Source organism: Sphingomonas naasensis, from assembly GCF_004792695.1.
Lineage (GTDB): Bacteria > Pseudomonadota > Alphaproteobacteria > Sphingomonadales > Sphingomonadaceae > Sphingomonas > Sphingomonas naasensis.
In genome coordinates this window covers 274,398-299,138 of record NZ_SRXU01000005.1, presented here as the reverse complement: position 1 = coordinate 299,138, position 24,741 = coordinate 274,398, and the positions used below count along the sequence as shown (strand labels likewise).

Sequence of the window (24,741 nt, the reverse complement as noted above, 5' to 3'; positions counted from 1 at the left end):
TTTTTGTTGGAACGCCTGTCTCGCTGGGCTAGGCCCGCGCGATGTCGGCCACGATCAGCTGCGACCTCGCCATTGTCGGCGGCGGTCTCGCCGGAGGGCTGATCGCGCTCGCGGTGCAGCGGAAGCATCCGGAGATGCGGCTGCGGCTGATCGAGGGCTCGGCGCATCTCGGCGGCAATCATCTCTGGTCGTTCTTCGCGAGCGACGTCGCGCCCGCCGATCGCTGGCTGGTCGCCCCGCTGATCTGCCATCAGTGGACACGCTACGATGTCGCCTTTCCCGGCCATGCCCGTACGCTGAACGCCTTTTATCATTCGATCGACTCGCGCCATTTCGAGCGCGTGGTGACCAGCGCGCTGCCCGAAGGGACGGTGCTGACCGGACGCAAGCTGCTCGCAGCCAGCAGCACTGCGGTGGTGCTCGCCGACGGCGATCGCGTGCAGGCGCGTGGCGTGATCGATTGTCGCGGCGCCGGCGATCTCGCCACGCTCGATCTCGGCTGGCAGAAGTTCCTCGGCCGCGAGCTGGTGCTCGCCGGGCCGCATGGTGTCGAGCGTCCGATCGTGATGGACGCGACGGTCGCGCAGAGCGACGGCTATCGCTTCGTCTATTGCCTGCCTTTCGCGCCTGAACGGATCTTCGTCGAGGATACCTATTACAGCGATGCGCCGGAGATCGACGCAGCTTCGCTCGGCGCAAGGATCGACGCCTACGCCGCCGCGCGCGGCTGGACGATCGCGAAAGCGGCGCGCGAGGAATCGGGCGCGCTGCCGGTGGCGATGGGGGGCGACTTCGAGAGCTATTGGCGCTCTGGCGGGCACAATGTCGCCAAGGCCGGGATGCGCGCCGGGCTATTTCATCCGCTGACCGGCTATTCGCTGCCCGACGCAGTGCGCACCGCGGCGTTGGTCGCCGGCGCCGCCAGCTTCGAGGGACAGGCGCTGCACGATCTGCTCCACGCGCATGCGCGCCGGCTCTGGCGCGAGCGCGGCTTCTATCGGATGCTGGCGAAACTGCTGTTCAAGGCGGCCGAGCCCGAGGAACGCTATCGCATCCTCGAACGCTTCTACCGACTGGACGAGGGACTGATCGGCCGCTTCTATGCAGCCAAATCCAACCTGGGCGACAAGATCCGGGTGATGACGGGCAAACCGCCGGTGCCGATCGGCAGGGCGGTCCGCGCGATAACGGGGGTCGAATGAAGAAGGCGGCAGTCATCGGTGCGGGAATCGGCGGGCTCGCGCTCGCGATCCGGCTCCAGTCGGCGGGGATGGACACGACGATCCTCGAGGCGCGCGACAAGCCCGGCGGGCGCGCCTATTTTTGGGAGCGCGACGGCTTCACCTTCGATGCCGGGCCGACGGTGATCACCGCGCCCGAAGCGCTGCAGGAGCTGTGGCGGCTTTCCGGGCACGACATCTCCGAAGACGTGACGCTGCGCCCGGTCTCGCCTTTCTATCGCCTGTCCTGGCCCGACGGCACGGCGTTCGATTACGCCAATGACGACGCGCAGATCGGCGCCGAGATCGCCCGGCTCAATCCGCACGACGTTGCCGGCTATCGCCGCTTCCTCAAATATTCCGAAGGCGTGTACCGCGAAGGCTATCAGAAGCTCGGCTCGGTCGCGTTTCTCGATTTCGGGTCGATGGTCCGCGCGGCGCCGTCGCTGGTCCGCTACCAGGCATGGCGCTCGGTCTATTCTATGGTTTCACGCTTCGTGAAGGACGAGAAGCTCCGCCAGGCGCTGAGCTTCCACACCTTGCTGGTGGGGGGCAATCCGATGACGACCAGCGCGATCTACGCGCTGATCCACAAGCTCGAGCGCGACGGCGGCGTCTGGTATGCCGAGGGCGGCACCAACCGCCTCGTTGCGGGCATGGTCCGCCATTTCGAGCGATTGGGCGGCGTGGTGCGGCTCGGCGATCCGGTCGCGGCGATCCATACGCTCGGCGAGCGGGTGACCGGGGTGCGCACCGAAAGCGGCTTCGAGCTGCCGGTCGACGCGCTCGCCAGCAACGCCGACATCGTTCACAGCTATCGCGCACTGCTCCGCGATTCGCGTAGCGCCCAGCGCACCGCCGCCAAGCTCGAGGGCAAGCGTTTCTCGCCTTCGCTCTTCCTCGTTCATTTCGGCGTGCGCGGGAGCTTCCCCGAGATTCCGCATCACTCGATCCTGTTCGGGCCGCGCTACAAGGGGCTGCTCACCGACATTTACGATCACGGCGTGCTGAGCGAGGATTTCTCGCTCTATCTCCACCACCCAAGCGCGAGCGACCCGTCGGTGGCGCCCGAGGGACATTCGACCTTCTACGCGCTCGCGCCGGTGCCGCATCTCGGCAAATTCCCCGCCGATTGGAGTGAGGTCGGTCCGGTGCTCGAGGAGCGTATCCTCGCCGAGGTGTCGCGCCGGCTGATTCCCGATCTCAAGGATCGAATCGTGACCAAATTCTCCTACGCGCCGCCCGATTTCGCGACCGATCTCAACGCGCATCTCGGCTCGGCCTTCAGCCTCGAGCCGATTCTCACCCAGAGCGCGTGGTTCCGCGTGCACAATCGCGACGATTCGATCTCGAACCTCTATTTCGTCGGGGCGGGCACGCATCCGGGCGCGGGCATTCCGGGCGTGGTCGCCAGCGCCAAGGCGACCGCAGGGTTGATGCTGGGCGAAATCAAATGAGCGCGGCGGCGCTTCGACCGCCCCGCTCGAAGTGGATTACGCGCCGCCGAATTTCTGGCATGCGCCGCCGACGAGCGGGCATGCCTCGCCAGGGCAGGCCCGGGATGCTCCCGATAGAAAGTGATGGATAAAACCATGAAGCGTGTCGCCGTCTATTGCGGCTCGGCCAGTCCGGCCGATCCGGTCTATATCGAATCCGCCCGCGCGGTCGGGCGCAGCCTCGCCGAGCGCGACATCGGCGTCGTCTATGGCGGCGGCAAGCTCGGGCTGATGGGCGCGATCGCCGACGCGGCGCTCGAGGCGGGCGGCGAAGTGATCGGCGTGATCCCGCAGGCGCTGGTCAGTGCCGAGGTCGCGCATCGCGGGCTTAGCGAGCTCCACGTCGTCCAGACGATGCACGAGCGCAAGGCGCGCTTCATCGATCTCGCCGACGGCTTCGTCAATCTGCCCGGCGGGACCGGCACGATGGACGAATTATGGGAGGCGCTGAGCTGGGCGCAGCTGGGCTATCACACCGATCCGATCGGACTGCTCAACGTCGCCGGCTATTACGACAAGCTCGTCGATTTCTGGATGCATATGGGCGAGGTCGGCTTCGTGCGGCCGCAGCATCAGGGGCTGTTGCTGATCGACGACAATCTCGACGGCCTGCTCGATCAGATGGCGCGTGCCCAGCCGACCGTGCCGATCATCCATATGGCGCGCGAGGACCTGTGACCCCCGGCCGCGACGCGATCGTCGCCACCGCGGCCGAATCGATCGCGCGCGGCTCGAAGAGCTTCGCCGCCGCCAGCCGGCTTTTCGATCGCGCGACGCGCGAGCGGGCGTGGCTGCTCTATGCCTGGTGCCGCGCCTGCGACGATCTCGCCGACGGCCAGGATCATGGCCATGACGCCGTCCCGGTCGACGATCCCGAAGGGCGGCTCGCGCTCATCCGCGCACGCACCGGCGCGGCGCTCGCCGGGGAGTGGGTCGGCGATCCCGCGTTCGACGCGCTGCGTATCGTGGTGGCCGAGACGGCGATGCCGCACGCTCTGGTATGGGACGTGGTCGAAGGCTTCGCGCTCGACGCCGCGGGGTGGCGCCCGGCCAGCGAGGCCGATCTGCTGCGTTATTGCTACCATGTCGCCGGCGCGGTGGGTTGCATGATGGCGGTGGTGATGGGCGTCGCGCCGGAGGACGAGACGGTGCTCGATCGCGCCTGCGATCTCGGCCTCGCCTTCCAGCTCGCCAACATCGCGCGCGATATCGGCGAGGATGCCGAGGCCGGACGCTGCTATCTGCCGGGCGACTGGCTCGCCGAGGCGGGAATCGCGCCGGATGCCGTGATGGCGGATCGCGAAGCGCTCGCCGGGCTGGCGCGCCGGCTCTGCGATCGCGCCGCCGACTATGCCGCGCGCGCCCGGGCGGGAACCCCGGCGCTGGGCTTTCGCTCGGCCTGGGCGGTGCTCGCCGCGGCGGGCATCTATGGCGATATCGCCCGCGGCGTCGCCGCCCGCGGCGCGGCGGCGTGGGACCGGCGCGTCACCGTGCCCGCCGTCGCGAGGCTGGGGTGGATCGTCCGCACCTTTGGTGCGGCATGGGCGCGCCGCAGCCGCTATCGCGCGGCGGGCCCCGTGCCGGATAAGTGGGTAAGGCCGCGTTTACCGGAGCGCGAAAGCTCGCGCTAAGCGCTGGCGCTACAAGCCTTTTGCATGACGATGCTCTCGCTCAGGCTGTCACGCGCGCTCGCCCAGGGGCGCGCGGTTCCCGAACGCCCTGACGATCGCGCAGCGCTGCTCGCCACGCTGCTGCGCAAGCGCGCCGCCGCCTATAATGCCGGGGCGCACGAGCTCGAGGCGTTGCTGCGCGACCAGATTCGCTGGGCCTTGCCGATCGAGCGCGAGGGCTAGACCGTCCTCGCCGCCGCCCGCGCGGCTTTCATCGCAACCGGGCGGACAGCGCCGGAGAGGTGGCCCTAGCGTCGAGGCTCCGGGAGACACTCGATGCGTATCGCCACTGCCCTGTCCATCGCCATGCTGCTCTTTTCCGCCCCGGCCGTCGCCGGCGACGAGACGGCCGAGCTGGTCGGACATTGGGGGGCGGTCTTCACCAGCAAGAAGCTCGTGCGGGTGCCGGTGCTGCGCGACAGGCCGACCGTGTCGCTCGCCGGGCCGGGCATGGTCACGAAGCGCGGGCCGCTGTTCAGCACCGTGCTCCGCGACGAGGAAGTGCCGATGGAAGTCGAGCATTCGGTCAGCCTGCAGATCGAGGCGGACGGGCGCTTCAAACTGTTCCTGCACGAACAGCGCGCCGCCTCGCCCACCAATGACTGCCTCGTCCAGGCCGGGTCGGTGCGCGAAGGCATGGTCAGCCAGGCCAATGGCAGACTGCTGCTGCGGAGCAACGGCGGGCGATCGCGCAGCGGCGCCTGCGGCGAGGCGCCCAGCGACACGCGCGAGGGCGAGAGCGTCTATATGGTCCGTCGTGACGGCGACACGCTGATCCTCACCGCCGATGACGGCACGGTCTGGCAGTTGCGGAAATAGCGGGTCTCTAGGTGCCGGGGCGCGCGCTCGCGCGCCGGGCATCGACCATCTGCCCGCCCTGGCGCTGACAGGCCGCGCTGATCACCGGATAATCGATATCGGCATTGCGCTGGAGCGCGGCGGGCATCGCTTCCTGACAGGCTTGGACCGAGGTGTAGCGGACCGGCTCGACACGCGCCTGCTGGCACTGCATCGAATCGTCGCTGCAGCCCATGATCGCCAGCACGTAGAGGATCTGGTCCATCGCTCGTCCTTCCACTGCAAAAACGAAGCGCGGAGGGCGACGTTCCCGCCAAACTGTTGCAAGCGTGCGCCCGACGTCCCAAATCGCGCCTTGATGCCTCCGCAAAATTCTGCCGCTGCGCCCGAGCGCCCGCTGTTCGGGACGATCAAGCGCTTCCTGCCCTATCTCTGGCCGAAGGAGTCGCCCGGGCTGCGCGCGCGCATCGTGATTTCGCTGGTGCTGGTGGTGTTCTCCAAGCTGGTCCAGGTCTATGGCGCGCCGTTCGCGCTGCAGGGCGCGATCGACCATATGGCGGACGGATCGCGCGACGCGCTGTGGCTCGTGGTCGCGCTGGTGACCGGCTATGCCGCGGCGCGGCTGGGCACCGTGCTGTTCGACAATCTGCGCAACGCGGTGTTCGAGAAGGTCGGGCAGGACGCCACCCGCCGGCTCGCCTCCGACGTGTTCCGCCATCTTCACGGCCTGTCGCTGCGCTTCCATCTCGAGCGCCGCACCGGCGCGATCACCAAGGTGGTCGAGCGCGGCACCAAGAGCATCGACACGATGCTCTATTTCCTGCTGTTCAACATCGCCCCGACGATCCTCGAGCTCGCGCTGGTGATCGGTATCTTCTGGACGCGCTTCGGGGTGTGGCTGGTGGTCGGCACGCTGGTGATGGTCGTCGCCTATATCGCCTTCACCCGCTGGGTGACCGACTGGCGCTCGAAGCTGCGCGAGCAGATGAACGATCTCGACACCGGCGCGGTGGCGCACGCGGTCGATTCGCTGCTCAACTTCGAGACGGTCAAATATTTCAACGCCGAGGCGCGCGAGAGCACGCGCTACGACAGGGCGATGGCCGCGTATATGAAGGCGGCGGTCACGTCGGAGAACTCGCTCGCCTGGCTCAATATCGGCCAGGCGGTGATCACCAATGTCATGCTCGGCGCGGGCATGGCGCTGGTCGTGTTCGGCTGGAGCTCGGGCAAGTTCACCGCGGGCGACGTGGTGCTGGTCTCGACACTGCTCAGCCAGCTGTTCCGCCCGCTCGACATGCTCGGCTGGGTCTATCGCACGATCCGCCAGGGCGTGATCGACATGGGCAGCATGTTCGATCTTATCGACACTCATGCCGAGATCGTCGACGCGCCCGGCGCGCCGCCGCTCGCGGTGGGCGAGGGGCATGTCCGCTTCGAGAATGTCGCCTTCGGCTACGACCCCGATCGCCAGATCCTCAAGGGCATCGATCTCGACATCCCCGCCGGCGCGACGGTGGCGGTGGTCGGGCCGTCGGGCGCCGGCAAGTCGACGCTCGCGCGGCTGATGTACCGTTTCTACGACGTCACCGGCGGGCGGATCACGATCGACGGGCAGGACATCCGCGCAGTGACGCAAGGCTCGCTGCGCGCGGCGATCGGCATCGTCCCGCAGGACACGGTGCTGTTCAACGACACGATCGGCTACAACATCGCCTATGGCCGCGAGGGCGCGACGCCCGACGAGGTCGCCGCCGCGGCGCGCGGTGCCGCGATCGCCGGCTTCATCCAGTCGCTCCCCGACGGGTTCGACACGCGCGTCGGGGAGCGCGGGCTCAAGCTATCGGGCGGTGAGAAGCAGCGCGTCGCGATTGCGCGGACCTTGGTCAAGAACCCGCCGATCCTGATCCTCGACGAGGCGACCTCGGCGCTCGACAGCCGCACCGAGGCCGACATCCAGGCGACGCTCGAGGCGATCGAGCGCGGGCGCACCACGATCGTCATCGCGCACCGCCTGTCGACCGTGGTCCATGCCGATCGCATCATCGTGCTCGAAGCCGGGCGCGTCGCCGAGCAGGGCACCCATGTCGAGCTGCTGCGCAGGCAGGGTATCTATGCGGAGATGTGGGCGCGTCAGGCGCAGGAGCGCGAGGACGGCGAGGAGATCGCGGCGGAATAACTGCGACGAAACGTGCTATTTCATCGATGGACTGAGAAAGGTGCGCGCGTTAGACTGGCTCACCTCCAACCGGATTCGCGCCGATGCCGCTTCTTCTCGCCGGTCTCCTGACGCTCGCTTCGCCCATCCCATTCTCGCCTCTCGGCACCGAGGCGCGCGCGGCGCCCGGCGCGCTCCGTTTCTGGAACCCGCGCGAAGGGCGCGCCGCCTGGACCTCGGACGGCGTCCGGATCGAGATCGCGCCTGCGCCGTGCGAGGCTCCGCCGCAGACCGAGGGCTGTCGGTTCGATCCGCAGAACAATCAGGCCGAGCTGACCGTCACTGCGCCCGGCGTCGCGCCGTTCCGGGTGCGAAGCGACGACCAGTCTTCCTATTATCGCGTCGCGGTGGTGCGCTTCGATCGCCGGGACCCGCGCCCCGGAGTGGTGATCGTCAATGAGTCGGGCGGCTCGGGCGGCGACGTGCGGGTGCAGCTGCTCGTCCCTTCGCACGACGGATATCGCGAGGCGTGGCTACCGGGGCAGCTCCAGGGCGAGCTCGGCGCGACGCTCGCCGACCTCTCCGGCGACGGTGCAGTCGACTTCGTGCTGCGCGATGGCGCCTTCGACAGCGCCTTTGGCTGCAATGGCTGCACGCCGCGGCCGCCGGTGGTGCTGACGCTACGCGCCGGCGTGCCGACCGACGTCTCCCGCGAACCCGCCTTCGCCGGACTCTATCGCAAGGACATGGCTGCGCGGCGCAGCGTGTGCATCTCGCAGAAACCCGATCGCAATGGCGCCTGCGCGGCCTGGATCGCAGACGCCGCCCGGATCGGCGCGTTCGACGCGGCGTGGGAGGAGATGCTGCGCCATTATGATCGGAAGGGCGCGCTGTGGCAGGGCTGCGCGGTGACGGTCTATCCCTGCCCGCCAGGGCACGGCAGCGCGTATCGCAGCTTCCCCGAATCGCTCCGCGCGTTCCTCCGGCGCACCGGCTATATCGATTGAGCGCCGCGGGTCAGACCCGCAGGTCCTGCCACTCGGGATGCTTGGCAATATAGGCCGCGACGAAGGGGCATTGCGGGCGCACCTTGAGCCCACGGGCGCGGGCGTCGGTCAGCGCGGCGAGGATCAGCCGGCTGGCGATGCCCATGCCCTGCAGCGACGGCGGCACCACCGTATGGGTGAAGGTGATCACCTCACCGTCGATCTCATAGGCGGCGAAGGCGGTGTGCCCCTGCTCGACCAATTCGTAGCGGCTGCGTTCTTCGTTGTTGCTGACGTCGGACATGCCTAGGCTCTAACCCGCCGGCGCAGGGGAGGGAAGCGATGCTGATACCATTGGGACTGGTCGGGGTGTTCGTGCTCGGGCTGGCCGGCTGGTCGGCCTATGTCGGGCGCAAGGCCGAGGAAATGGTGCCGGCAGAGGGCAAGTTCGCCGACGTGCCCGGCGCGTGCATCCACTATGTCGATCTCAACCCCGAGGCCGGAGGCCCGGCGATCGTGATGGTTCATGGCCTGATGGGCCAGCTGCGCAACTTCTCGCACGCGCTCGCCGGCCGGCTCGCTGTCGACCATCGCGTGATCCTCGTCGATCGGCCCGGCTGGGGGCACTCGCAGCTCCATGGGCCGCGGCCCGGGATCGCCGCGCAGGCGGCGATGATCGCCGCGCTGATCGAGCAGCTCGAGCTCGACAAGCCTTTGGTCGTCGGCCATTCGATGGGGGGCGCGGTGAGCCTCGCGCTCGGGCTGAACCGGCCCGAGCGGGTCCGTGGCCTCGCGCTGATCGCGCCGCTGAGCCAGGTCGTCGCGACCGTGCCGGCGCCGTTCAAGGGACTGCTCGCCCCGCCGGCGCTGCACGCGCTGCTCGCCTGGACCGTCGCGGTGCCGGTCGGCGTGCGCAAGGGCAAGGAGACCGCCGCGGCGATCTTCGCGCCCGATCCGGTGCCCGCCGATTTCGCGCTCGCCGGGGGCGGCGCGCTCGCGCTGCGCCCCAAAAGCTATCTCGCAGGCGCGTTCGAAGTGAACGCCGCGCCCGGCGAGATGGCGGCTCTGGTCGCGCGCTATGGCGAGATGCGTGTGCCGGTCGCGATCCTGTTCGGGCGCAGCGATGCCGTGCTCGATCCGGCGCTCAACGGCGAGCGCACCGCCGCCGAAATCCCCGGCGCGACGATCGCGCTGGTCGATGGCGGCCATATGTTGCCGATTACCCATGCCACGCAGACCGAGGCGTGGCTGCGCGGCCTGCCGGGGGTCGAGGCTCAGGCGACCGGCGGCGCGGTCACCGACACGGTCTGACCGCCGGGCAGCTTCACCGAACCGCCCGCGCCCGCCTGCTTCTGGACGAACGACCCGATGAACGCGCCGAGCGTCAGTTTGGCGAGGTCCATGAAGTTGGGATAGCTGATCGCGAGGATCGAGAAGAACAGCGTCAGCCCGATCGTCGCGAGCGGCAGCCCGGTCAGCCCCAATTTGGTGAAGGCGCCGGTGAAGCCGCTGAGGCTGGTGAGCCGGATATATTGGGTGACCGCCTCTTCCTGCCCCGATTTCACTTGCTCGCTGATCGCCTGCCATTCCTCGCTGTTGATCACCCGGCCCGGCTGCTGGCCGCGCGACAGCCCGACCGAACGCAGGAGCTGCGTGCCGAGCAGCGCGCCGACGAGGCCGATCGCAGTGAGGATCATCTCGGGCGTGAAGTCGGCAAGGGTGGTGGCGCGCTCGCTGGCATGGGTGTCGTCCTGCACGAGCAGGTAACAAACGAAGCCGAACAGCGCGACCGCGCCATAGATGAGGCCGATTCCGGCAAGGGCGAGCGACGCCCGTCCCAGACTATAGCCGCGCGGTTCTTCTGCGGGATTAAAGCCGTTGTCCATCGCGTTTCTCCCCCTGATCGGAAGCAGACTAACACGAAGCTCCGGGGTTCGGAACGGAAGGACTAGCCCACTTCGGACGGTTGGGTGGTCCAGCCCAGCCGCGGGATGGTGATCGACCGTTTACCTGCGAGATCGACGCGGGTGACGAACAATTCCTTGCTCTCGATATACTGCAGCAGCCGCCGGACGCGACCGAGCGAGCTGGTGCCGTAGGTGGTGGCGAGCTCGGTATCGCTCGGGCAGGGCAGGCCCTCGCGCGCGGCGCGGGCGACGAGCAGGAAGGGGCCGAGCATGTCGTCGGGCAGCGCGCGCGCCGCGTCGAGCGCCTGTGCCCAGTCGTCGTCCGGGTCGCCATGGATGCCGGCGCGCGCGGCCGAGAGCCGACGCACGAATCCCGAAAGGTCGAGCGGTGGCCGCGCGAGCCCAACCATCCGGCAGCGCACCAGAAAATCCTGGTAGAGCACCGCGGGCGAGCGGAAGGCGGAGTCGGCATCGTCGACGATGTCGCGTAGCACATCGGCGATGCGCTCGGCGGCCTCCTCGGGCGGCATGTCGGGCGTGGCCTCGGCGGGGGCGGGAACCGAGCGCGCCAGCGCCTCGATCAGGCGTTCGGACGGCATCTGGGTCGGCGCCGGGGCAGGTGCGGGCGGCGTCCATTCGGGCTCGGCGGGGGCGAGCAGCAGATCCTTGATGTCCTCGGCGGGGGCCTGGGGCAGCGGCGTCAGCTTGGGGGAAGAGCTGCGCGCGCTGGTCTCGACCGCGCCGATCTGGATCGCCACCGGGCGGCGCGCCACCGCGGGGCCGAGCGCGAGGAAATGGCCGCGCGCGAGATCCCGGATCGCCTCGGCCTGGCGGCGCTCCATGCCGAGCAGGTCGGCGGCGCGTGCCATGTCGATGTCGAGAAAGGTGCGGCCCATCAGGAAGTTCGACGCCTCGGCGGCGACGTTCTTGGCGAGCTTGGCGAGGCGCTGGGTGGCGATCACCCCGGCGAGCCCGCGCTTGCGCCCGCGGCACATCAAATTGGTCATCGCCGAGAGCGAGGCGCGTCGGACGTCCTCGGCAACCTCGCCGCCGCCCGCGGGCGCGAACAGCTGCGCCTCGTCGACCACGACCAGCGCCGGATACCAATGATCGCGCGGGGCATCGAACATGCCGTTGAGGAAGGCCGCGGCGCATTTCATCTGGCCCTCGGCCTCGAGCCCTTCGAGGCTGAGCACCACCGAGGCGCGATGCTCGCGAATCCGCGCCGCGAACCGCGCGACGTCGCGCTCGCTATGCTCGGAGGCTTCGATCGCGATATGGCCGTAGCGATCGCCCAAAGTGACGAAATCGCCCTCGGGATCGATCACCACTTGCTGGACCTGCCCGGCGGACTGTTCGAGCAGGCGGCGCAGCAGATGCGACTTTCCCGAACCCGAATTGCCCTGGACGAGCAATCGCGTGGCCAGCAGCTCCTCGAGATCCATCGATACGGGCGCGCCGCCCGCATCTTTCCCCATTTCCACGCGAACCGTCATTCGAACAATGCTTTGCCGGAAGCGGGCAGGCCCAGGCAAGCGCCGCGTGACGCGCGCCGTCGCAATGCTGTGGACGGTCTTGCCGGGGGCTGGGCCGCGCGCGATAGTCGCCCCGTCTGCAAGGGGGATGGCCGATGCGACTCGCGTTTCTCACGCTCGTGGCTGCGTCGATCGCGCTGCCCGCCTCGGCGCAGGTCCGCGTCGCGATGGGCGAGCAAGTCGTCTTCACGCTCGATGCGGGGGCGGCGGTGGAGGTGAAGCGCGAGGAGGCCGCGCCCAATCCCTATGAGCGGGCCTTGGCCCAGGAATTTGGCCGCGGCGATCATGACGATGCAATCGGCGCCAATGGCGTGGTGCTGCCTGCAAGGAGGGACCGGCCGGCCGCGCCGCCCCCCGAACCGGGCAAGATCCGGGCGCGGTTCACGCCGGCGCTGCGCGAAGCCCATAGCTTGCTGGTGATCGACAATGGCTATGATCAGGGGCTGGTGTATCGCGCCACGATCGGTGTCGACGGCAAATCCGGGCCGACCGACGTCTGTCTCGTGATGCCGGGCAAGGCGACCATCGAGCATTGGCCGTACAAGATCGCATGGATCGAGCTTCGCGATTTCCGCCTGGTTCCGTGGAAGCCCGGCGATGGGCTGCCCTGTGCATAGCGGGGTGTACAGCCGGCGAGCCTCGACAGCGGCATCGTCGACCCGTTAAGCGCGGCGCGTGACCGATCCACTCGACATTCTGCACACTACTTTCGGCTTTTCCGACTTCCGCGGCGTGCAGCGGCAGGTGGTCGATCGCGTTCTCGGCGGGCAAAACACGCTCGCGGTGATGCCCACCGGCGCCGGCAAGTCGCTCTGCTATCAGGTGCCGAGCCTCGCGCTCGACGGGACCTGCGTCGTCGTCTCGCCGCTGATCGCGCTGATGCACGACCAGCTTCGCGCCGCCGAGGCGGTGGGGATCCGCGCGGCGACGCTGACCTCGGTCGACGAGAATCGCGAGGAGACGATCCAGCGCTTCCGCGCCGGTCAGCTAGACCTGCTCTACGTCGCGCCCGAGCGCGCCTCGGGCGAGAGCTTCCGCAACCTGCTCGGGCAAACCAGGCTGAGCCTGTTCGCGATCGACGAGGCGCATTGCGTCTCCGAATGGGGGCATGATTTCCGCCCCGATTATCGGCTGCTGCGCCCGCTGCTCGATCGCTTTGGCGACGTGCCCAGGCTCGCGCTCACCGCCACCGCCGATGCGCATACCCGCGCCGACATCCTCGAGCAGCTGGGCATCCCGCAAGAGGGGCTGATCGTCGCCGGCTTCGACCGGCCCAATATCCGCTACACGATCGCCCCGCGCGAGAACACGACGCGGCAGATCCTCGATCTGCTCGCCGAGCAGCCGGGGCCCGGGATCGTATATGCCCAGACTCGCGCGGGCGTCGAGAAGCTCGCCGAGAAGCTCGCCGAGACGGGACGGCCGGTGCTGCCCTATCATGCCGGGCTCGATCCCGCGGTGCGCCGGCGCAACCAGGCGGCGTTCGTCGCCAGCGAGGAGATGGTGGTCGTCGCCACGGTCGCGTTCGGCATGGGGATCGACAAGCCCGATGTCCGCTTCGTCGCGCATGCCGGCCTGCCCAAGTCGATCGAGGCCTATTATCAGGAGACCGGCCGTGCCGGCCGCGACGGCGATCCGGCGGTGGCGCATCTGTTCTGGGGCGCGGATGATTTCGCCAGAGCGCGCCAGCGGATCGGCGAGGTCGAGCCCGGGCGGCAGGCGGGCGAGCGCGCGCGGCTGACCGCGCTCGGCGCGCTGGTCGAGACCGCGGGCTGCCGCCGCCGCATCCTCCTCCGCCATTTCGGCGAGGACGCGCCCGAGACATGCGGCAATTGCGACAATTGCCTGAGCCCGCCCGCGGCGATCGACGCCAGCGTCACTGCGCAGAAATTCCTCTCGGCGGTGTTCCGCACCGGCATGATGTTCGGGGTCGGCTATATCGAGAGCGTGCTGCTCGGCCAGTCGAGCGAGCGCAGTCTGATGAACGGGCACGAGCAGCTCTCGGTGTTCGGCATTGTCGACGGCGAGGAGGCGGCGCTGCTCAAGCCGGTGGCGCGCGCGCTGCTGCTGCGCGACGCGCTTCGCACCAATGCACATGGCGGGCTCGAATTCGGGCCCGAGGCGAAGGCGCTGCTCAAAGGCCAGGCCGAGTTGAAGCTGGTGCTGCCGCCGAAGCGCGAGCGGCGCGCGAAGCGCGGGCGCGCCGTGGGCGGCGGGGTCAATCCGATCGGCAATCCGCTGTTCGAGGCGCTGCGCGCCAAGCGCCGCGAGATCGCGATGGAGGCGGGGTTGCCGCCTTATGTGATCTTCCACGATTCGGTGCTGCGCGACATGGCCATGCTCCGCCCCGGGACATTGAACGCGCTCGGCCAGCTCTCGGGCGTTGGCGCGCGCAAGCTCGAAGCGTACGGTGACACTTTCCTGCAAGTGATCCGCGAGGCCGCATGAAGCTGCTGCTCCCGCTCGTCCTGACGTTCGGCATCGGCGCCGCGCCACCCGCCGAGCGCATCGAGATGACCGCCCAGAGCTGGGGACGGCCGGTGTCGCACTGGTCGATCGACGCCGCGGGCAACGGCACGCACACCAAACCCGACCCGGGGATATTCAACGCCAGGCAGATGGTCACACGGCGCATCGCGGTCGGTCGCGCGGGCTATGCGAAAATTCGCGCGCTGCTGGCCAAGGCGAAGCCTTGGGCCGGACGCGAACTGCCTTGCACCCGGCGGATCACCGACCAGGTCTATGGCAATGTGCGCTGGGTGCGCGGGACGACCGCCGAGCTGCGCTTCGACAATGGCTGCGGCGATGCGGAGGCACGTGCCGTGCTCGAGGCGCTGCAGCGCGCCGATAAACAGGTCGCCGCGTGGAGCGCGAAGGCGCCGATCGCCGAAATCAAGCAAGTGGAGAGCCAATAATGACGCTGCGCCGGATCGACGACAGCATTTCGGTCGCCCCCCAGATCACGCCCGAGCAGATCCCGGACATCGCCGCGGCGGGCTTCACCGCGATCGTCAACAATCGCCCCGAGGGCGAGGAGCTGGGCCAGCCGACCGGCGCCGAAGTGCGCGCCGCGGCCGAGGCGGCGGGGCTCGGCTATGCCGAGATCCCGGTGACGCATGCCGGCTTCTCGGCGACGCAGGTCGAGGCGATGGCCAAGGCGCTTGCGGCGGCACCGGGGCCGGTGCTCGCCTATTGCCGCTCGGGAACGCGATCGTGTAACCTCTGGGCGCTCGCCGAGGCGAGCCGTGGCGGCGATCCGGCTGCGCTTACCGGCAAGGCGGCAGGGGCCGGTTACGATATTTCGGGCATCCGCCCGCTGCTCGACGCGCTCGCCGGGCGCGCATGAACTGGCTGCAGCTCGGCGGCTCTCTCGCGGCGGTGCTGATTCTCGCCGGGGTGGCGTGGCTGCTGAAGCTGGGCGAGAGCCGGATCGCCGACGACGAGACCGCGCGGACGATGGCCGAAGAGGCGCTGAGCGGCTTCGTCGCGCGCGCCGCGGTGGTCGGCACCAACGGCGCGGCGGCGCTGGTGGTCGGCAATCAGGGCATCGCGCTGCTCAAGCGTCATGGCGCGAAGGTCGCGGTACGGCTGCTCGGCCGCCCGCTGTGGCGCCGGCCCTCGCCCGAAGGCGTGACGATCGAGACTGGCGAGCGGATGTTCGGATCGGTGCTCTTGTTCGGCGTGCTGCCCGAGGACGTCGACGGACTGGAAGCGCAACTGACATTGATGTAAGTCCGTCGGGATGAAGCTCGCCGATCCCGTGACGCTGGCCATTCCCGCCTTCGTGCTGCTGGTGCTGGCGGAGATGATCGTCGCGCGAATCAAGGATCGCACGCGCTACGAGCCGCGCGATACGCTGACCTCGCTACTACTCGGCACGGGCAGCACCGTCGCCGGGGTACTTTCCGGTGGCCTGGTCTTCGCGCTGGCGATGTGGGTCTGGCAGTTCCGGCTCTTCGACATCGGCTATGCGTGGTACTGGTTCGTCCTCGCCTTCGTCCTCGACGATCTCGCTTATTATGTCTTTCATCGCTCGGCGCATCGGGTGCGCTGGTTCTGGGCGAGCCACGTCATCCATCATTCGAGCCAGCATTATAATCTGTCGACCGCGCTGCGGCAGACCTGGACGGGCTTCTTCAGCCTCGGCTTCCTGTTCCGCCTGCCGCTGTTCCTGATCGGCTTTCCGCCGGCGATGATCTTCTTCGTCGCGGGGCTCAACCTGATCTACCAGTTCTGGATCCACACCGAGATGATCGGGCGGATGCCGCGCTGGTTCGAGGCCGTGATGAACACGCCGTCGCACCACCGCGTTCACCACGCGACCAATCCGCGCTATCTCGACAAAAACTATGCCGGGGTGTTCATCGTCTGGGACCGGATGTTCGGCACCTTCGAACCCGAGCGCGACGACGACAGGCCGCGCTATGGCATCGTCCACAATCTCGGCAGCTTCAACGTCCTCTGGGCGGCGGTCCATGAATGGGTCGGGATCGCAAAGGACGTCTGGCGTGCGCCGACTTGGGCAGCGCGGCTGAACTATATGATCCGGCCGCCGGGCTGGAGCCACGACGGCAGCCGGGACACGTCGGAAACGATAAAGGCGCGCTGGGAAGCGACGCGCCGGGAACGGGGGGACATGTGGAAGAAGCCGATATCGTCGTCATCGGATGCGGATCGGGCGGGAGCGCCGTCGCAGGCCGCCTGAGCGAGGGCGGCAAGTATACGGTCGCAGTGCTCGAGGCGGGCGGGCGCAACACCAGCATCAAGACGATCATGCCCGGCATGATGCCGTTCCAGACCGACCAGACCAACTGGCGCTTCGAGACGGTGCCGCAGGCCGGGCTGAACGGGCGTCGCGGCTATCAGCCACGCGGGCGCGGGATGGGCGGATCGAGCGCGATCAACGCGATGCTCTACATTCGCGGCCATCGCGACGATTATGACGAGTGGCGCGATCTCGGCTGTCCGGGCTGGGGCTGGGACGATGTCCTGCCTTGGTTCAAGGCGTGCGAGCACAATGTCCGCGGCGCCGATGCCTTTCACGGCGCGAACGGGCCACTCTGGGTGAGCGATCAGGAACATGCCCATCCCGGCAGCCGGGCGTTCGTCGAGGCGGCTTCGCGGCTGCAGATTCCGGTCAATCCCGATTTCAACGGCGAACGTCAGGATGGCGTCGGCCTCTATCAGGTGACCCAGAGGAACGGCGAACGCTGGACCGCCGCGCGCGCCTATCTCGATCCCGCCGAAAAGCGCGCCAATCTCGAGATCATTTGCGACGCGCTGGTCGACCGCGTGCTGTTCGCCGACGGCCGCGCGACGGGGGTCGCCTATCGGCAGGGCGGGCAGGCACGGCAGATCCGCGCGCGATGCGCGGTGGTGCTCGCGGCAGGCGCGTTCCAGACGCCGCAGCTGCTGATGCTGTCGGGGATAGGGCCGGGTAGGCATCTCGCGGAAATGGGGATCCCGGTGCTGGTCGATCGGCCGGCGGTGGGGTCGGATCTTCAGGATCATATCGACTACACCGCCGCGTTCGAGACCGAGGGAAGCTTCTTCCTCGGCCGTTCGCCCGCGGGCACGCTCAAGTCCGTGGGCGCGATGGTCCAGTGGCTGTTCACCCGGCGCGGCGGGATGACCTCGCCCTATGCCGAGGCGGGCGGCTTCCTGCGCACCGAGCTCGCCGGGGCGCGTCCCGACGTCCAGCTCCATTTCCTGATCGCGATCGTCGAGGATCACGGCCGCACCAGGGTGAAGGGGCATGGCTATAGCTGCCACGCCTGCGTGCTGCGGCCGGAGAGCAGAGGCACCGTCAGGCTCGCATCGGCCGACGCCGCCGACGCGCCGTTGATCGATCCCGCCTTTCTCACCGATCCGCGCGACATGGATGTGCTCAAGGCCGGGGTGCGCGCGATGTACCGCATCCTCGGCACGCCGCCGCTCGCCGATTACAGGGGGCGCGATCGCTATCCGGTCGACCTGACCGACGATGCCGCGCTCGAGGCGTTGATCCGGGCGCGGGCGGACACGGTCTATCACCCGGTCGGCACCGCGCGGATGGGGATCGATCCCGACGCGGTGGTCGATCCGCGCCTCCGGGTGCACGGCGTCGACGGGTTCTACGTCGCCGATGCCTCGGTGATGCCGCGGCTGATCGGCGGCAACACCAACGCGCCGAGCATCATGATCGGCGAACGCGGCGCGGCGTTCATCGCCGAGGACCTGCACTAAAAAAGAGGGGCCGGCGGTTCGAAAACCACCGGCCCAGTCGTCCGCAGGAGGAACGTCGTCTGGGCGCCGCCGCGAGGCGGCGCCCAATCTCGTCAATAATTGTAGGCGCGCTCGCCATGCTCGTTGATGTCGAGCCCCTCGAGCTCGACCTCGCGGGTCGGGCGCAGGCCGATCGTGTATTTGAGAGCGAGGAACAGGATCGCCGAGACCCCGCCCGAGAGCAGCAGCGTGACCAGCACCGCCTTGGTCTGGGTGAGCAGCTGCGCGCCCATGTCATAGACGCCGGCGACCGCCGGGATCACGTTGAAGTCCATGAAGCCCTGACCGCCGAAGGCGGGGTTGGCGACGATCGCGGTGCCGATCGCGCCGACGATGCCGCCAACGCAGTGAACGCCGAACACGTCGAGCGTGTCGTCATACTTCAGCTTGTTCTTCACCGTGGTGACGAAGAAGAAGCACACGCCCGAGGCCACTGCGCCGAGCACGATCGCAGTCATCGGATGCGCGAAGCCGGCGGCCGGAGTGATCGCGACCAGGCCGGCTACGACGCCCGAGGCCGCGCCGAGCAGCGACGGCTTCTTGTGGATGATCTGCTCGATGATCGCCCAGGCGGCACCCGCGGCGGCGGTCGCCGTCATCGTGTTGACGAAGGCGAGCGCGGCGAACTTGTTCGCCTCGAGGTTCGAGCCGGCATTGAAGCCGAACCACCCCACCCACAGCAGCGCGGCGCCGATCATCGTCATGGTCAGCGAGTGCGGAGGCATCGGGTCGGTCTTGTAGCCGGTGCGCTTGCCGATCACGAGGCAGCCGACGAGGCCGGCGATGCCCGCATTGATGTGGACGACGGTGCCGCCGGCGAAGTCGAGCGCGCCCCAGCCCCACAGCAGGCCGTGATCGTCGGGCAGGCCGGGCTGGAAGTCCGGACCCGGCCAGTACCAGACCATGTGCGCCATCGGGAAATAGACCAGGGTCAGCCACGCCACCACGAAGAGGATCAGCGGGGTGAACTTGATGCGTTCGGCGAAGGCACCGACGATCAGCGCCGGGGTGATCATCGCGAAGGTCATCTGGAAGACGAGGAACACCGTCTCGGGCAGATAGACGCCGTTCGAGAAGGTCGCCGCGAAGGTGTTCGCGTCGACGCCCTTGAGCAGCACCTTAGAGAATCCGCCGACGAACCAGTTGAGGCTGCCGCCGTTGGTGAAGGCCATCGAATAGCCCCATGCGCACCAGACGAGGCCGGCGACGCAGACGATGGTGAGCACCTGCATCAGCACCGAGAGCATGTTCTTGGTGCGGACGAGGCCGCCATAGAAGAGCGCGAGGCCGGGGACCGACATCATCAGCACGAACGCCGTCGAGACGAGCATCCATGCGACGTCGCCCTTGCTGACCATCGCGTCGGTCGGGGTGACGGTGGCGGCGGCGGGCGCCGCGGCGTCCTGTGCCCAGGCGGGCAGTGCCGCGAACAGGGCGAGCCCCGCCCCTGCGGCCAATTTGGTCGAAAGCTTCATTGCGTCCCCCTTCCTCACAGCGCCGTCTCGCCGGTCTCGCCCGTGCGGATGCGCACCGCCTGGCCGAGATCGAGGACGAAAATCTTGCCATCGCCGATCGCGCCGGTGCTGGCCGCGGCCTGGATCGCTTCGACCGCGCGGTCGACGATGTCGGAGCCGCAGGCGATCTCAAGCTTGATCTTGGGCACCATGTTGGTGCTGTACTCGGCGCCCCGATAGATCTCGGTCTGGCCCTTTTGCCGGCCGAATCCCTTGACCTCGGTGACCGTCATCCCGGTCACGCCGACCTGGGTGAGCGCCTCGCGCACCTCGTCGAGCTTGAACGGTTTTATGATGGCGATGATGAGCTTCATTTCGCCCCCTCTTGGCAGTTAACCCGGAGGGCGAAGGAGCAAGGGCCGTGCCAGAGGACCGAATCACGCGATTCTGCGCCGATTCGGCGCAATCAAATTTTACCGCGCGGTAACTTTTTGTGCAGAAGCGAAACCCTGCCTAAAAATCAGGCAGCGGCGTCGAGGATCACCCGCGCGGGCTCGAGATCCTCGTCGTCGACCATCACGCGTACCGGGATCAGCAGATAGCTACCGTCGGCGATGCTAGCGCCGGCGTCGAAGACGAAGCTCATGATTCCCTCATTCTCGAGCCGCGACTGGACGATGAAGGCTTCCTGCCGGTCGAAGCGGCCGAGTTCCACCAATGCCATCAGACTCTCCTCGGCTTGCGCTTCTCGCCCGGCGCGCATTCGAGTGCGGCACGGTCCCAGCCGCCGAGCGTCGCGGCCGCCTCATAAGTCGACTGGAGGAAATCGAGCAAGGTCGCCTCGGGCTCGGGCGCGCCGCGGACCGCGTCATAGTCGAGCAGGAACTCGCCGAGCTCGGACGACCAGCGCGCGGCGTCCGGCCACAGCGGGGCTTCGGCGAACCCTTCGGGGCTCGGATAGGCATAGGAATAGAAGGCTGCGTGCGGCGCGGCGTCGCTGCCCGGCCAGAAGCCGGCGCTGGAAACCTCGTGGCTATAGGCTTCGCGGGTGACCGCGTCTGGAAGGCCGGGGACGCCGCCCGGATGCGGCGGCGCGGCGCGGCCCGAGAAGCGCGTCACCGCGAGGTCGAAGCTCCCCCAGAAGAAATGAACCGGGCTCGCCTTGCCGAGAAAGCCGGTGCGGAACTGCTTGAAGATGCGGTCGACACCGAGCAGCGCCCGGTGGAAGCGCGCCGCCGCCTCGCCGTCCCAAGGCCGCTTGGCATGATCGTCGGGAAAGCGGACCGGATCGGGCATCTCGTTGGGCAAAGTGGCGATCTTCACGGCGATGCCGAGTTCGGCGAGCATCGCCATCAGCCCGTTGTAGAATGCGGCGATCGTCCCCGCTTCGAGCGGCCGGGCACGCGCGACGCCCCCCGCGCAGGTCACGCGCAACCGCTGCGCCTGCAAGTCGAGTTCGATCTCGAACGTTCCCGCCGCTGAGGGGATCGGCGAAGTGCCGAGCCCGCGCGGCGTCACGTAGAGCGGCACGTGCCAGCCATGATTGAGCCAAGGGGTCAGCGCGAGGCGGACCTTGCCGACGATCTGCGTCATGAGCTGGAGATGCAGCGCGGTTTCGCGCCACTGTTTCCAGTCGAGCTCGGGCCATTCGCTTTCGGTCATATCGCGTCTCCGCTTCGCGCTTGTCGCACGGATGGGCCTTCGGTCACAGGCCGTAGCCGAAGCGCCGTGCCGCATCGCGCGCGGCTTCGGCCTCGGCGCACAGCCAGTCGCGAAACAGCGCGATCTTGCGGCTGTGCTGGCGCGACACTGGCCAGGTGAGCCAGAAGGAGCGCCCCGCCGGGACCAGCCGGTCGTGCGCGGGAACGAGCCGGCCGGCATCGATCTCGGCGCGGAACAGGATCGGCGAGGCGATCACCACGCCATGCCCGGCGAGCGCGGCGGCGACGTCGAGATGCTCGGTGGAAAGCCGCGTGCCGAAACGCGAAGGCGGCGGGCCCTGCTCCCAGCCCAGCGCCCGGTACCAGAGCGTCCACCAGTCGGGACGGCCGAGCAGCGGCACCGGCAGCGGCGTCCGCGGATCGGCGATCCCGGCGGCGGCGTCCTTCAGCGCGGGCACGCACAGCGGCAGGAAGACGCTGGCGAACAGTTCGATCGTGCGCAGCCCCGGCCAGCGGCCGTCGCCGTTGCGGATCGCCATGTCGAACCGTCCGGCCGTGAGGTCCTCCGCGGTCTCGGAGATGTCGAGCTCGACGAGGATGTCGGGATGCGCCGCGCGGAACAGGCCGAGCCGCGGCGTCAGCCAGCTGGTGCCCAAGGTCGGCAGCGTCGTCAGCGACAGCCTCGCCTCGTCGACCTCGACCGCGCGCGCGAAGCTGGCGCGCAGCCCCGCGAACGCTTTCTCCGCCTCCTCGGCGATCAGCGCGCCCGCCTCGGTGAGGCTTACCCGGTGCGGATGACGGAGAAACAGCGCGACGCCGATCTGCGCCTCGAGCTGACGGACATGATAGCTCACCGAAGCCGAGGAGGTGCCGAGCTCGCTGCCCGCGCGCGTGAAGCTCCCGTGCCGCGCCGCGGCCTCGAAGGCGCGGATCGCGGCGAGCGAAGGAAGCGGCCGGTCGAGCATAAATATGACTTAGCCTCTCGCCGCAATCTTCGCATAGCCAGAATCACGGCTGCATTGTCTTCTGCGTCCGACGAACGGGCGGAGACAAAGCCTATGCGGGAAGGGATGCAGGGCGCTTTCGGGCGCAGGGACGTGCTGCGCGGCGGCGCGGCGGCGGGCGGGATGCTGGCGATGATCGCGCCGGCTTCGGCGCTGTTCGCGAAGGGGTCGCCCCGCGCGCATGACTGGGACTGGCTGATCGGCAATTGGGACGTCTGGCATCGCCGGCTCAAGGAGCGGCTGGTCGACAATCACGACTGGCAGGAATTCACCGGCAAGAGCGCGCTGTGGCTGGCGTTGGACGGGCTGGGCACGATCGACGACAATGTCGTCGACATTCCGGGGGGCAGCTATCGCGGGCTCACGGTCCGGGCGTTCGATCCCGCGCAGGGCAAATGGTCGATCTGGTGGGTCGATGGCCGCTATCCGACGGTGATCGACGCGCCGGTGCGCGGCGGCTTTGCGGGCGATAGCGGCGTGTTCGAGGGGCCCGATCTGTTCAAGGGGCGGCCGGTCACCGCCCGCTTCCGCTGGCTCGATATCCACAGCGCGCGGCCGCACTGGGAGCAGGCGCTGTCGACCGATGGCGGCAAGAGCTGGGAAGTGAATTGGGAGAATTTCTTCACTCGCACCGCCCCGGTCGCGACGGTGCTGCCGCTGGTCGCCGATCATCGCCACGATTTCGATTTCCTCCACGGCAGCTGGACGGTCCGCCATCGCCGGCGCAAGCAGCGGCTGGTCGGCAGCGATCAGTGGGAGACGTTCGCGGGAACGCTGGTCAATCGTCCCGTGCTCGGCGGCCAGGCCAATATCGGCGACAATGTCTTCGCGCGGCCCGGTGGGGAGCATCGCGGGATCGGCCTCAGGACCTTCGATGCGGCGAGCGGCCAATGGCTGAGCTGGTGGCTCGACGGGCGCAGCCCGGCAGCCTTCGCACCGCCGGTGCGTGGCCGCTTCGCCGACGGAGTCGGGCTGTTCGAGGGCGACGACATGCAGGACGGGCGGCCGGTGAAGACACGGGTGCGCTGGTCCGGAATCACCACCGATGCGGCGCGCTGGGAGCAGGCGATGTCGGCCGATGGCGGCGCGAGCTGGGAGACCAATTGGGTCAGCGAATTCCGGCGCAAGGCATGACACCGCTGCGATTGCTGCTGACAGCGTGCCTGCTGCCGGGGGCCTCATCCGCGCAGCGCGTCGAGATCGTCGGCACCGCCGCGCTCTTCGCGCCCGGGATCGCCTCGACCGGGCATTCGGAAGTGCGCCTGACGCTGAGCCCCGATGGCCGGACCGCGCTGTGGTTCAGCCGCGATCGCCCTGGCGGCGCCGGCGGCTACGATATCTGGATGGCGCGTCGCTCGGGCGGCGGCTGGCAGCCGGCGGCACCGGTGGCCTTCAACACCGCCGGACGCGACTTCGATCCGGCCTTCTCCGCGGACGGGCGCTTCGTCTATTTCTGCTCCGACCGGGCCGGCGGCGCGGGGGGCGACGACATCTGGCGGGTGGCGGTCCGCGGCGACGGGTTCGGCGTGCCGGTCAATCTCGGCCCGGCGGTCAACAGCGCCGGCAGCGAGTTCGCGCCGATGCTCGCGCCGGGCGGCGCGACCTTGCTCTTCTCGAGCGACCGGCCGGGCGGCGCCGGCGGCCACGATCTCTACACCGCGCGCCGGATCGGTAGCGGCTTCGCCACCGCGCAGCGCGTGCCCGGCGCGCTCAATACCCCCGCCAACGAGTTCGACGCCACCTTTCTGCGCGACGGCAGGACGATCGTCTTCGCCCGCGCGATGGATTTCCGGAAGGACCGCGTCGACCTGCTCTTCGCCGCGCGCAACGCCGGCGGCTACGATGCCGGAACGCTGCTCCCGCCGGCCGTCAACAACCAGCGCGACACTTATGGCGCGATGCTCGACTGGTCGGACCGCGGCCGGCTGATCTTCGCGGGCGCGCGCGAGCCGCAGGGCGGCATGAACCTCTACCGCATCCGCTATCGCATCGCGGGAGGGTGAGATGGTTGCGCTGGTGAGCACGCTGCTCTGGCTGTCCGCGATCGCCGCGCGCTAGACGGCGACGCGCGAGCTGCGGACCGAAGCGGTCGCGGTCAGCGCGATCGGGATGCCGACGAGGAGGATGTGGATGCCGAGCGGCAGCAGCACCGATCCGATCCCGCTCCCCACGCCGCCGGCGCCGGGCCAGCGCAGCGGCAGCACGACCCAGTACATGAACCCGTAGAGTAGTGCGCCATAGGCGGCGCCATAGACCAGCCGCAGCCGTTGCAGCCCGGGCAGGTGCGCCGCCGCGAGCACGAACGCGGCCGCCATCGCCGCCATGATCGCGAAATGCACGGCGAGCCCGGCCGCGGCGCCGGCCCAGCCGGCCTCGATCGGCCATCGGCCGAACGGTCCCGACGCGACGCCCTGCAGCATCCGCGCGACCGGCTTGCCGCGCAGCAGCGCGGTGATGATCGCCGAGGCGATGTCGAGCGTGCCCGCGATCAGCGTGGCAATCACGATCAGCTTTCCCTGCAAATCCATCCTCCCCGCCGATCCGACGGTTCTGATCCACTCCGCCGGCTTCTGGCCAGCCGCATGCGG

28 protein-coding genes are annotated in these 24,741 nt (G+C 68.7%); 18 read left to right on the top strand and 10 right to left on the bottom strand.

Going from position 1 to position 24,741, the window contains the following annotated elements; genetic code table 11:
* Positions 1–41 precede the first annotated feature (41 nt).
* The 6 genes from crtY (at position 42) to E5A74_RS13325 (ending at position 5,205) form a co-directional block, all read left to right on the top strand.
* The gene (gene crtY, locus E5A74_RS13350; protein ID WP_135985727.1) at positions 42–1,202 is read left to right on the top strand and encodes a lycopene beta-cyclase CrtY; all 1,161 of its coding nucleotides are present in this window, start codon (positions 42–44) and stop codon (positions 1,200–1,202) included.
* Positions 1,199–2,677: a phytoene desaturase gene (locus E5A74_RS13345; protein WP_135985725.1), complete on the top strand. Its 1,479-nt coding sequence runs from the start codon at positions 1,199–1,201 to the stop codon at positions 2,675–2,677. The genes crtY and E5A74_RS13345 overlap by 4 nt, the downstream gene beginning before the upstream one ends.
* Before the next feature lie 135 nt (positions 2,678–2,812).
* On the top strand, positions 2,813–3,394 hold the full coding sequence (locus E5A74_RS13340; RefSeq protein WP_135985723.1) for an LOG family protein: 582 nt from the start codon (positions 2,813–2,815) through the stop codon (positions 3,392–3,394).
* A complete protein-coding gene (locus E5A74_RS13335) occupies positions 3,391–4,347 on the top strand; it encodes a phytoene/squalene synthase family protein (protein ID WP_135985721.1) in 957 nt (318 codons plus the stop codon). Before E5A74_RS13340 ends, E5A74_RS13335 begins: the two co-directional genes overlap by 4 nt.
* A 24-nt stretch (positions 4,348–4,371) precedes the next feature.
* Entirely contained in the window at positions 4,372–4,569 is a 198-nt protein-coding gene (locus tag E5A74_RS13330) for a hypothetical protein (protein ID WP_135985718.1), read from the top strand.
* A 93-nt stretch (positions 4,570–4,662) separates the two neighbouring features.
* Positions 4,663–5,205 carry a hypothetical protein gene (locus E5A74_RS13325; protein ID WP_135985716.1) on the top strand — a complete coding sequence of 181 codons (543 nt, stop codon included), beginning with the start codon at positions 4,663–4,665 and terminating at the stop codon, positions 5,203–5,205.
* Between the two features lie 7 nt (positions 5,206–5,212).
* Here E5A74_RS13325 and E5A74_RS13320 read toward each other — a convergent pair whose 3' ends face one another.
* On the bottom strand, positions 5,213–5,449 hold the full coding sequence (locus tag E5A74_RS13320; protein ID WP_135985714.1) for a hypothetical protein: 237 nt from the start codon (positions 5,447–5,449) through the stop codon (positions 5,213–5,215).
* A 93-nt stretch (positions 5,450–5,542) separates the two neighbouring features.
* Here E5A74_RS13320 and E5A74_RS13315 point away from each other — a divergent pair, with 93 nt between their 5' ends.
* Both E5A74_RS13315 and E5A74_RS13310 read left to right on the top strand, forming a co-directional pair.
* Positions 5,543–7,363, top strand: a complete 1,821-nt coding sequence (locus tag E5A74_RS13315) for an ABCB family ABC transporter ATP-binding protein/permease (protein WP_135985712.1) — start codon at positions 5,543–5,545, stop codon at positions 7,361–7,363.
* An 83-nt stretch (positions 7,364–7,446) separates the two neighbouring features.
* On the top strand, positions 7,447–8,349 hold the full coding sequence (locus tag E5A74_RS13310; RefSeq protein ID WP_135985710.1) for a hypothetical protein: 903 nt from the start codon (positions 7,447–7,449) through the stop codon (positions 8,347–8,349).
* 10 nt (positions 8,350–8,359) lie between these two features.
* Here the strand turns inward: E5A74_RS13310 and E5A74_RS13305 are convergent, their stop codons facing one another.
* Entirely contained in the window at positions 8,360–8,632 is a 273-nt protein-coding gene (locus E5A74_RS13305) for a GNAT family N-acetyltransferase (RefSeq protein ID WP_135985708.1), read from the bottom strand.
* 38 nt (positions 8,633–8,670) lie between these two features.
* On the opposite strand from E5A74_RS13305, the gene E5A74_RS13300 reads away from it, so the two are divergent.
* Complete coding sequence (locus E5A74_RS13300; protein ID WP_135985706.1) at positions 8,671–9,639, top strand: alpha/beta fold hydrolase; 969 nt, start codon at positions 8,671–8,673, stop codon at positions 9,637–9,639.
* Here E5A74_RS13300 and E5A74_RS13295 read toward each other — a convergent pair.
* Positions 9,603–10,214: a hypothetical protein gene (locus tag E5A74_RS13295; protein ID WP_135985704.1), complete on the bottom strand. Its 612-nt coding sequence runs from the start codon at positions 10,212–10,214 to the stop codon at positions 9,603–9,605. The genes E5A74_RS13300 and E5A74_RS13295 overlap by 37 nt on opposite strands.
* 62 nt (positions 10,215–10,276) lie before the next feature.
* Positions 10,277–11,731, bottom strand: a complete 1,455-nt coding sequence (locus tag E5A74_RS13290) for a helicase HerA domain-containing protein (RefSeq protein WP_135985702.1) — start codon at positions 11,729–11,731, stop codon at positions 10,277–10,279.
* A 134-nt stretch (positions 11,732–11,865) separates the two neighbouring features.
* On the opposite strand from E5A74_RS13290, the gene E5A74_RS13285 reads away from it, so the two are divergent.
* From E5A74_RS13285 to E5A74_RS13255, 7 genes are read left to right on the top strand one after another with little or no spacing between them, the layout of a single operon-like run.
* Positions 11,866–12,387 carry a hypothetical protein gene (locus E5A74_RS13285; protein ID WP_135985700.1) on the top strand — a complete coding sequence of 174 codons (522 nt, stop codon included), beginning with the start codon at positions 11,866–11,868 and terminating at the stop codon, positions 12,385–12,387.
* A 58-nt stretch (positions 12,388–12,445) separates the two neighbouring features.
* Positions 12,446–14,218, top strand: coding sequence for a DNA helicase RecQ (recQ, locus tag E5A74_RS13280; RefSeq protein WP_135985698.1), 1,773 nt, complete (start codon positions 12,446–12,448; stop codon positions 14,216–14,218).
* Positions 14,215–14,685: a hypothetical protein gene (locus E5A74_RS13275; RefSeq protein WP_135985695.1), complete on the top strand. Its 471-nt coding sequence runs from the start codon at positions 14,215–14,217 to the stop codon at positions 14,683–14,685. Before recQ ends, E5A74_RS13275 begins: the two co-directional genes overlap by 4 nt.
* A complete protein-coding gene (locus E5A74_RS13270) occupies positions 14,685–15,116 on the top strand; it encodes a protein tyrosine phosphatase family protein (protein WP_206365857.1) in 432 nt (143 codons plus the stop codon). The genes E5A74_RS13275 and E5A74_RS13270 overlap by 1 nt, the downstream gene beginning before the upstream one ends.
* Positions 15,113–15,502, top strand: coding sequence for a hypothetical protein (locus E5A74_RS13265; protein WP_135985693.1), 390 nt, complete (start codon positions 15,113–15,115; stop codon positions 15,500–15,502). Before E5A74_RS13270 ends, E5A74_RS13265 begins: the two co-directional genes overlap by 4 nt.
* A 10-nt stretch (positions 15,503–15,512) precedes the next feature.
* Entirely contained in the window at positions 15,513–16,475 is a 963-nt protein-coding gene (locus E5A74_RS13260; RefSeq protein WP_135985690.1) for a sterol desaturase family protein, read from the top strand.
* Positions 16,409–17,995, top strand: a complete 1,587-nt coding sequence (locus tag E5A74_RS13255; protein WP_135985688.1) for a GMC family oxidoreductase — start codon at positions 16,409–16,411, stop codon at positions 17,993–17,995. The genes E5A74_RS13260 and E5A74_RS13255 overlap by 67 nt, the downstream gene beginning before the upstream one ends.
* 92 nt (positions 17,996–18,087) lie before the next feature.
* Here the strand turns inward: E5A74_RS13255 and E5A74_RS13250 are convergent, their stop codons facing one another.
* From E5A74_RS13250 to E5A74_RS13230, 5 genes are all read right to left on the bottom strand, one after another.
* Positions 18,088–19,509: an ammonium transporter gene (locus E5A74_RS13250; RefSeq protein WP_135985686.1), complete on the bottom strand. Its 1,422-nt coding sequence runs from the start codon at positions 19,507–19,509 to the stop codon at positions 18,088–18,090.
* A 14-nt stretch (positions 19,510–19,523) separates the two neighbouring features.
* The gene (locus E5A74_RS13245) at positions 19,524–19,862 is read right to left on the bottom strand and encodes a P-II family nitrogen regulator (protein ID WP_135985684.1); all 339 of its coding nucleotides are present in this window, start codon (positions 19,860–19,862) and stop codon (positions 19,524–19,526) included.
* 146 nt (positions 19,863–20,008) lie between these two features.
* Complete coding sequence (locus E5A74_RS13240) at positions 20,009–20,212, bottom strand: putative signal transducing protein (protein ID WP_135985682.1); 204 nt, start codon at positions 20,210–20,212, stop codon at positions 20,009–20,011.
* Positions 20,212–21,150: a DUF5996 family protein gene (locus tag E5A74_RS13235; RefSeq protein ID WP_135985680.1), complete on the bottom strand. Its 939-nt coding sequence runs from the start codon at positions 21,148–21,150 to the stop codon at positions 20,212–20,214. The genes E5A74_RS13240 and E5A74_RS13235 overlap by 1 nt, the downstream gene beginning before the upstream one ends.
* A 43-nt stretch (positions 21,151–21,193) precedes the next feature.
* Positions 21,194–22,114: a LysR substrate-binding domain-containing protein gene (locus E5A74_RS13230; RefSeq protein WP_135985678.1), complete on the bottom strand. Its 921-nt coding sequence runs from the start codon at positions 22,112–22,114 to the stop codon at positions 21,194–21,196.
* Positions 22,115–22,219: 105 nt separating this feature from the next.
* Between E5A74_RS13230 and E5A74_RS21130 the strand changes: the two genes are divergently transcribed.
* Both E5A74_RS21130 and E5A74_RS13220 read left to right on the top strand, forming a co-directional pair.
* Positions 22,220–23,287, top strand: a complete 1,068-nt coding sequence (locus E5A74_RS21130; protein WP_206365856.1) for a hypothetical protein — start codon at positions 22,220–22,222, stop codon at positions 23,285–23,287.
* The gene (locus E5A74_RS13220; protein WP_135985676.1) at positions 23,284–24,156 is read left to right on the top strand and encodes a TolB family protein; all 873 of its coding nucleotides are present in this window, start codon (positions 23,284–23,286) and stop codon (positions 24,154–24,156) included. The genes E5A74_RS21130 and E5A74_RS13220 overlap by 4 nt, the downstream gene beginning before the upstream one ends.
* A gap of 51 nt (positions 24,157–24,207) precedes the next feature.
* Here the strand turns inward: E5A74_RS13220 and E5A74_RS13215 are convergent, their stop codons facing one another.
* Positions 24,208–24,681 (bottom strand): hypothetical protein, encoded by a 474-nt coding sequence (locus E5A74_RS13215; protein ID WP_135985674.1) that lies wholly within the window; start codon positions 24,679–24,681, stop codon positions 24,208–24,210.
* Positions 24,682–24,741 lie beyond the last annotated feature (60 nt).

Coding starts and splice junctions, on each gene's coding strand:
- E5A74_RS13270 (WP_206365857.1), top strand. CDS start 14,685: ATGACGCTGCGCCGGATCGACGACAGCATTTCGGTCGCCCCCCAGATC.
- E5A74_RS13295 (WP_135985704.1), bottom strand. CDS start 10,214: ATGGACAACGGCTTTAATCCCGCAGAAGAACCGCGCGGCTATAGTCTG.
- E5A74_RS13340 (WP_135985723.1), top strand. CDS start 2,813: ATGAAGCGTGTCGCCGTCTATTGCGGCTCGGCCAGTCCGGCCGATCCG.
- E5A74_RS13285 (WP_135985700.1), top strand. CDS start 11,866: ATGCGACTCGCGTTTCTCACGCTCGTGGCTGCGTCGATCGCGCTGCCC.
- E5A74_RS13290 (WP_135985702.1), bottom strand. CDS start 11,731: ATGACGGTTCGCGTGGAAATGGGGAAAGATGCGGGCGGCGCGCCCGTA.
- E5A74_RS13310 (WP_135985710.1), top strand. CDS start 7,447: ATGCCGCTTCTTCTCGCCGGTCTCCTGACGCTCGCTTCGCCCATCCCA.
- E5A74_RS13235 (WP_135985680.1), bottom strand. CDS start 21,150: ATGACCGAAAGCGAATGGCCCGAGCTCGACTGGAAACAGTGGCGCGAA.
- E5A74_RS13275 (WP_135985695.1), top strand. CDS start 14,215: ATGAAGCTGCTGCTCCCGCTCGTCCTGACGTTCGGCATCGGCGCCGCG.
- E5A74_RS13345 (WP_135985725.1), top strand. CDS start 1,199: ATGAAGAAGGCGGCAGTCATCGGTGCGGGAATCGGCGGGCTCGCGCTC.
- E5A74_RS13240 (WP_135985682.1), bottom strand. CDS start 20,212: ATGGCATTGGTGGAACTCGGCCGCTTCGACCGGCAGGAAGCCTTCATC.
- E5A74_RS13305 (WP_135985708.1), bottom strand. CDS start 8,632: ATGTCCGACGTCAGCAACAACGAAGAACGCAGCCGCTACGAATTGGTC.
- E5A74_RS13330 (WP_135985718.1), top strand. CDS start 4,372: ATGACGATGCTCTCGCTCAGGCTGTCACGCGCGCTCGCCCAGGGGCGC.
- E5A74_RS21130 (WP_206365856.1), top strand. CDS start 22,220: ATGCAGGGCGCTTTCGGGCGCAGGGACGTGCTGCGCGGCGGCGCGGCG.
- E5A74_RS13300 (WP_135985706.1), top strand. CDS start 8,671: ATGCTGATACCATTGGGACTGGTCGGGGTGTTCGTGCTCGGGCTGGCC.
- E5A74_RS13260 (WP_135985690.1), top strand. CDS start 15,513: ATGAAGCTCGCCGATCCCGTGACGCTGGCCATTCCCGCCTTCGTGCTG.
- E5A74_RS13245 (WP_135985684.1), bottom strand. CDS start 19,862: ATGAAGCTCATCATCGCCATCATAAAACCGTTCAAGCTCGACGAGGTG.
- crtY (WP_135985727.1), top strand. CDS start 42: ATGTCGGCCACGATCAGCTGCGACCTCGCCATTGTCGGCGGCGGTCTC.
- E5A74_RS13230 (WP_135985678.1), bottom strand. CDS start 22,114: ATGCTCGACCGGCCGCTTCCTTCGCTCGCCGCGATCCGCGCCTTCGAG.
- E5A74_RS13325 (WP_135985716.1), top strand. CDS start 4,663: ATGCGTATCGCCACTGCCCTGTCCATCGCCATGCTGCTCTTTTCCGCC.
- E5A74_RS13215 (WP_135985674.1), bottom strand. CDS start 24,681: ATGGATTTGCAGGGAAAGCTGATCGTGATTGCCACGCTGATCGCGGGC.
- E5A74_RS13220 (WP_135985676.1), top strand. CDS start 23,284: ATGACACCGCTGCGATTGCTGCTGACAGCGTGCCTGCTGCCGGGGGCC.
- E5A74_RS13315 (WP_135985712.1), top strand. CDS start 5,543: ATGCCTCCGCAAAATTCTGCCGCTGCGCCCGAGCGCCCGCTGTTCGGG.
- E5A74_RS13320 (WP_135985714.1), bottom strand. CDS start 5,449: ATGGACCAGATCCTCTACGTGCTGGCGATCATGGGCTGCAGCGACGAT.
- E5A74_RS13250 (WP_135985686.1), bottom strand. CDS start 19,509: ATGAAGCTTTCGACCAAATTGGCCGCAGGGGCGGGGCTCGCCCTGTTC.
- E5A74_RS13265 (WP_135985693.1), top strand. CDS start 15,113: ATGAACTGGCTGCAGCTCGGCGGCTCTCTCGCGGCGGTGCTGATTCTC.